The 4,203-nt window shown below is 64.8% G+C and carries 5 protein-coding genes and 1 pseudogene; 3 read left to right on the plus strand and 3 right to left on the minus strand.

The window, feature by feature from the left end; translation table 11 throughout:
- Nucleotides 1–159 precede the first annotated feature (159 nt).
- On the minus strand, nucleotides 160–405 hold the full coding sequence (locus tag EOA60_RS39905; protein WP_336618886.1) for a hypothetical protein: 246 nt from the start codon (nucleotides 403–405) through the stop codon (nucleotides 160–162).
- Between EOA60_RS39905 and EOA60_RS39910 the strand changes: the two genes are divergently transcribed.
- Both EOA60_RS39910 and EOA60_RS21390 read left to right on the plus strand, forming a co-directional pair.
- A complete protein-coding gene (locus EOA60_RS39910) occupies nucleotides 404–778 on the plus strand; it encodes a hypothetical protein (protein ID WP_336619658.1) in 375 nt (124 codons plus the stop codon). The genes EOA60_RS39905 and EOA60_RS39910 overlap by 2 nt on opposite strands.
- Nucleotides 779–880: 102 nt before the next feature.
- Nucleotides 881–1,234 carry a hypothetical protein gene (locus EOA60_RS21390; protein ID WP_095825185.1) on the plus strand — a complete coding sequence of 118 codons (354 nt, stop codon included), beginning with the start codon at nucleotides 881–883 and terminating at the stop codon, nucleotides 1,232–1,234.
- Here the strand turns inward: EOA60_RS21390 and EOA60_RS21395 are convergent.
- Together EOA60_RS21395 and EOA60_RS21400 are read right to left on the minus strand one after the other, a co-directional pair.
- A pseudogene (locus tag EOA60_RS21395) lies at nucleotides 1,218–2,420 on the minus strand (GGDEF domain-containing protein). The gene EOA60_RS21390 and the pseudogene EOA60_RS21395 sit on opposite strands and share 17 nt — an antisense overlap.
- A 115-nt stretch (nucleotides 2,421–2,535) precedes the next feature.
- Nucleotides 2,536–3,729 (minus strand): GGDEF domain-containing protein, encoded by a 1,194-nt coding sequence (locus EOA60_RS21400; protein WP_067322920.1) that lies wholly within the window; start codon nucleotides 3,727–3,729, stop codon nucleotides 2,536–2,538.
- Between the two features lie 126 nt (nucleotides 3,730–3,855).
- Here EOA60_RS21400 and EOA60_RS21405 point away from each other — a divergent pair, with 126 nt between their 5' ends.
- Nucleotides 3,856–4,170 carry a hypothetical protein gene (locus EOA60_RS21405; RefSeq protein ID WP_095825184.1) on the plus strand — a complete coding sequence of 105 codons (315 nt, stop codon included), beginning with the start codon at nucleotides 3,856–3,858 and terminating at the stop codon, nucleotides 4,168–4,170.
- Nucleotides 4,171–4,203 lie beyond the last annotated feature (33 nt).

The raw sequence follows: 4,203 nt of genomic DNA on the forward strand, positions 1-4,203 counted from the left end.
CCTCGGATAGCGGGTTTCTAATGCGCTTTTTGCACCGCGTCAAAGCCGGAAAATCGTTTTGGAAACGTCATTTAGTCTGACAAAACGGGGAAATTCAGCTTCAATCGATTAGCGGCCGATCTGCAGCCGGCGCAACGTCGCTGCGGTGCAATAAATCCGTTATCTTTTGCAGCTCTGCGGCGTGGACCCCTTCTTCATCACCAGCGCCTCGCGACCGTCGATCACGATTGCGTCATGCGTCGCCGCTTCCTGATAGCGGCTGGTCTGGTTGGCGGGCGACGCTGGAAACACTTCGGCCGAGCCATCCGGCCCGAGCACGCGCAGCGACGAGCCGAGATTTTGGATGGTGATCATGCCGCCGTCGCCGCACCTGTAGGTGGCCGTTCCGACGCCGGCTCGCGGCATGGTCAAGTCGGTGGTGATTTTGGTTGCGGGTGGCGAAGCTGTTGTCGATGTCTTGGGCGTTGCGGCAGCTCCAGCCCCGGGAGCGACGGGTTGGCTGCTTGGAACGGGCGAGACTGTTGGCGATAAAGTATTCGCCGCCTTCGGCACGCCGTCCTGCGGCACGCAGGCCGCAGCCGCAAGAAGCAGCGGAACAACGAGCGACACCCAAATCGCGCGGCCAAACATCATGTGCTGCCCCTTTCGTGCGCGGCACGCTAGCCACGCAATGCGCCAAGATCAAGCTCGCCTGGGTCGGCTGGGCCGGGACGGGGCGATGGACGGAGTGGAAGCCAAGGCGCCGAAATTAACCATGTTCATTAAGTTCCCCTCCTGAAGCCTGTCTGCCCCTTAACAAAGGTTAAGAAAGGGTTAATTTCCGATTCGCACGACGTTTGCAGGGCGATCCCGAGGGTCGCACCGTCCAAGGGAGAGCGACATGCGTTCGAATTCAGTGCGGGCAGGCCTGGCGGTCGCGACGCTGGCTGCACTTGCCACCGCCATTGCTGTGCCGGCCGAAGCCGGCCTGCGCCATCACGACCGCGTCTATGCCGATTCCTTCGGCAATCTCGTCATCGACAGCGCCGCCGGCTACAAGCGCATCATCGTCGGCGAGGGCCGGCACGCCAAGCAGCTCTCGAACTTCACCGGCGCCGGCCAGCCAGATGTCATCTACGATTCCGACGCTGCCGGCGCCCCGGGCTGCTACCAGCCGCCGGTCTTCATCAAGGGCCGTTCCTATATGTACGGCCTCTCCGACGGCGAGATGCCCAACCTCAGCCCCTGCCGCTGACCGCCGCCGTGAACTGCTGGCGCGCGGTCCCGAGCGAGACGCGCACGCAGTCGCGGCCGGCATTCTTGGCTGCGTAAAGCGCTTCGTCGGCGCGCCGCAGCAGATCTGAAAAATCCTCATCCACGGCAAGCTCGGCGACGCCGAAGCTCGCGCTGCAGCGATGATCGGCGGGCAGGCCTTCGATCGGCAGGCCGCCAAAGGCGCTGCGCGCGCCTTCCGCGAACAATCGCGCGGCAGCGAGATGGGTACCGGGCAGGATGATGGCGAATTCCTCGCCGCCGATGCGGCCGGCGACGTGATGCTAGGCCGCCGCCTCGCGCAGCAAGCCTGCGAAGGTCTCGATGACACGATCGCCGCAGGCATGGCCGTAGCTGTCGTTAATCCTCTTGAAGTGGTCGAGGTCGGCGATGACCAGCGCCACCGGTACGCCCCGGCGCACCGCATCCCGCAACGCCAGCTCGGCATGGCGTTCGAAACCGCCGCGGTTGAGGAGCCGCGACAGCGTGTCCGTCTCCGATTTCGACATCGCCTCGGCCAGCACGTCGCGCACCAGGATGGCGAGCGCGAGCAGCGCCAGCGCCAGACCGAACACGGTGCCAAGCGACTGCGACACCAGCGCATAACCCGTCTGCACATAGGATTGCGGATTGGCGCCCCAGCCGCCGAGCGCGCCGGCGATGAAAGGCTTTGATGCGAACTGCAGGGCGCTCGCCGCGAGCACGAGCATCAGGAGGTGATCGAGCCGCTCGAGCCGCTGCCTGGAGGACAGCACGATGCCAAGCGCGGTGCACTGCATGGCCGCATAAGGAAGCTGATAGGCCAACATGCGGGTGAGCGAGTATCGCGGCAGGTCCTGCACCAGATAGACGGCGGCCGAGGCCACGGCCAGGAAGACCAGCATCGGCGCCCAGGGCGGCGTCACGCCATATTTGTGGGCAACCCCGCCGTTGAAAGCGATGGTTGCGCCGAGGAAGACAGCGAAGGCCATGACAACCGGCAGCCGGGCATCGGCAAAAGCGGGGATACTGAACTCGATGGCAAAATAGGCCATGCCGAGCAAATAGCCGAAAGCCAGCCAGCGCGCCGACACACGCCCGACGTCGTGGACGGCGATCGCCGCGAAGGCCGCGGCCAACAGCCCGGCGACGAGCAGATTGATCACCAGGATGAAATCAGCGCTGCCCATGTTCCCTTCGAAGCCCCCCGGGCAGAAAACCATCGACGGGCGAAAAACACGTTAACGTCCGTCGCCTTCGGGCAGTGATGTTGGCTGTTGTCAGGTGCTCTGGAGCCTGCGATTTTCAGCCGACGCTCACCGCTTCGGGCACGAAGGCGGTTTCGGGGCGCTCGTAGGAAAGGCGGACGCTGTCGCGGCCATTCCTCTTGGCCTTGTAGAGCGCCTCGTCGGCGCGCCGCATCAGCGGCGCCAGCCCTTCCGCGCCGCTGCGGGCCGCAACGCCGAAGCTCGCTGTCACCCTGGTGCCGGGCGGCAGGCCGTCGACGGCCCCGGCCGAATAGAAAGTGCGGATCGCTTCGGCGAAAAGGCGCGCCGCGGCGAGATCGCTGAGCGGCAGGAGCACGGCGAACTCTTCGCCGCCGATGCGGCCCGCAGCCCCGCGCGCGCCCGTGGCAAAGCGCAGCTTGGCAGCGAAGTCGGCAATCACTCGGTCGCCTGCCTCATGTCCGTGCTGGTCATTGAGCGCCTTGAAGTGATCGAGGTCGGCAAGCACCAGCGCGACGGGAAACCCGGCCTTGGCGCATTGATCGAGCAGCAGTGCTGCCCGGTCTTCGAAGCCGCGGCGGTTGAGAAGACCGGACAACGGGTCGGTGTGCGTCTCGGCCTTCAGTGCCTTCAGCACGTCGAGGGCGGCCGCCGTGAACAGGCAGAGCGCGATCAGAAGCGACAAAAGCGCGTGCGAGAGCAGCGCCGTCGTCCAGTAGGACGAGCCGTAGAAGCCGTCATAGCTTGGGAACGGTCCATGCGCGATGACGACGATCAGGGTACGGGCGGTGAAATTCAGCGCGGAAAGCAGGGCCAGCGCGACCAGGATTTTCTCAGGGCCATTGTTGCGCACTGTCCTGAGCTCGGCGGCGACGAGCAGGCTCAGGCCGCCGAAGCCGAAATTCATGCTGAGCACGCGCCAGGTAAGATCCGGCTCGACGAACATGAACCATGCGAAGGCGGCGAGCCCGCCGCCGGCCATGAGCCCGATGCCGAAATAAGGCACGCGCCGGCCGTAGCGGGCGATGATCGCGCCGGAAAGGCAGCAGGCGGCTATCGTGAAACATATGTTGGAGATCAGCTTGGTCGCCACGATGCCGAGCGGCAGCGTGAAATATTGCAGCAGGAAACCCGACGCCGACAGGCAGTAGCTCGCCGCCAGCACCGCCAGATACGGACGATGGCGCTGGTAGAACCACAGCACGAGGAACGCAGCGCCGAGCGCCAGCGCTATCGTCGGATTGAGCAGCGCTATGAGCAGACCGGTGTCCAACGGACAGTGACTTCCCCAAGTTACCCAAGGGGAGATGCTAGTCGGGAAGCACAAACAAGCGGTTAAGCGACGGCTTGGAACAGCTCCGGGAGACCGGCGTTCTCAACACAAAACAGGAGAACGCCGATGGCCGGTACAATCACCCTGACCGAGCACGATGCGATCCGTTCCTGGGCGGCGGCGCGCGCCGGATTTCCGGCCATTGTCGACATTTCGCCCGAGGCCGGCACGCAACCCATGCTGCGCCTGGTTTTTGGCCAGAACGCCTATGAGGACGGCGACCGCCCGGAGCGGCCTCCCAACGCCGGCGGCTACGAGCTGGTCGAATGGGACGAGTGGTTCAAGATTTTCGACGAGCAGCAACTGGCGCTGATCGTCGCTGCCGACGAGCCTGGCCGACGTGAGGAGTTCCACGAGATTATCCGGCTCGGCGACCGCTGAGCGACAAAAGGCCCGGAACGCGGTGCGCTCCGG

The organism is Mesorhizobium sp. M1A.F.Ca.IN.020.06.1.1 (assembly GCF_004023265.1).
GTDB lineage: Bacteria > Pseudomonadota > Alphaproteobacteria > Rhizobiales > Rhizobiaceae > Mesorhizobium.

What these genes read in the sequence shown, in the direction of transcription:
- EOA60_RS39910 (WP_336619658.1), top strand. Translation starts at nt 404, where the DNA reads ATGGTCAAGTCGGTGGTGATTTTGGTTGCGGGTGGCGAAGCTGTTGTC.
- EOA60_RS39905 (WP_336618886.1), bottom strand. Translation starts at nt 405, where the DNA reads ATGCCGCGAGCCGGCGTCGGAACGGCCACCTACAGGTGCGGCGACGGC.
- EOA60_RS21390 (WP_095825185.1), top strand. Translation starts at nt 881, where the DNA reads ATGCGTTCGAATTCAGTGCGGGCAGGCCTGGCGGTCGCGACGCTGGCT.
- EOA60_RS21405 (WP_095825184.1), top strand. Translation starts at nt 3,856, where the DNA reads ATGGCCGGTACAATCACCCTGACCGAGCACGATGCGATCCGTTCCTGG.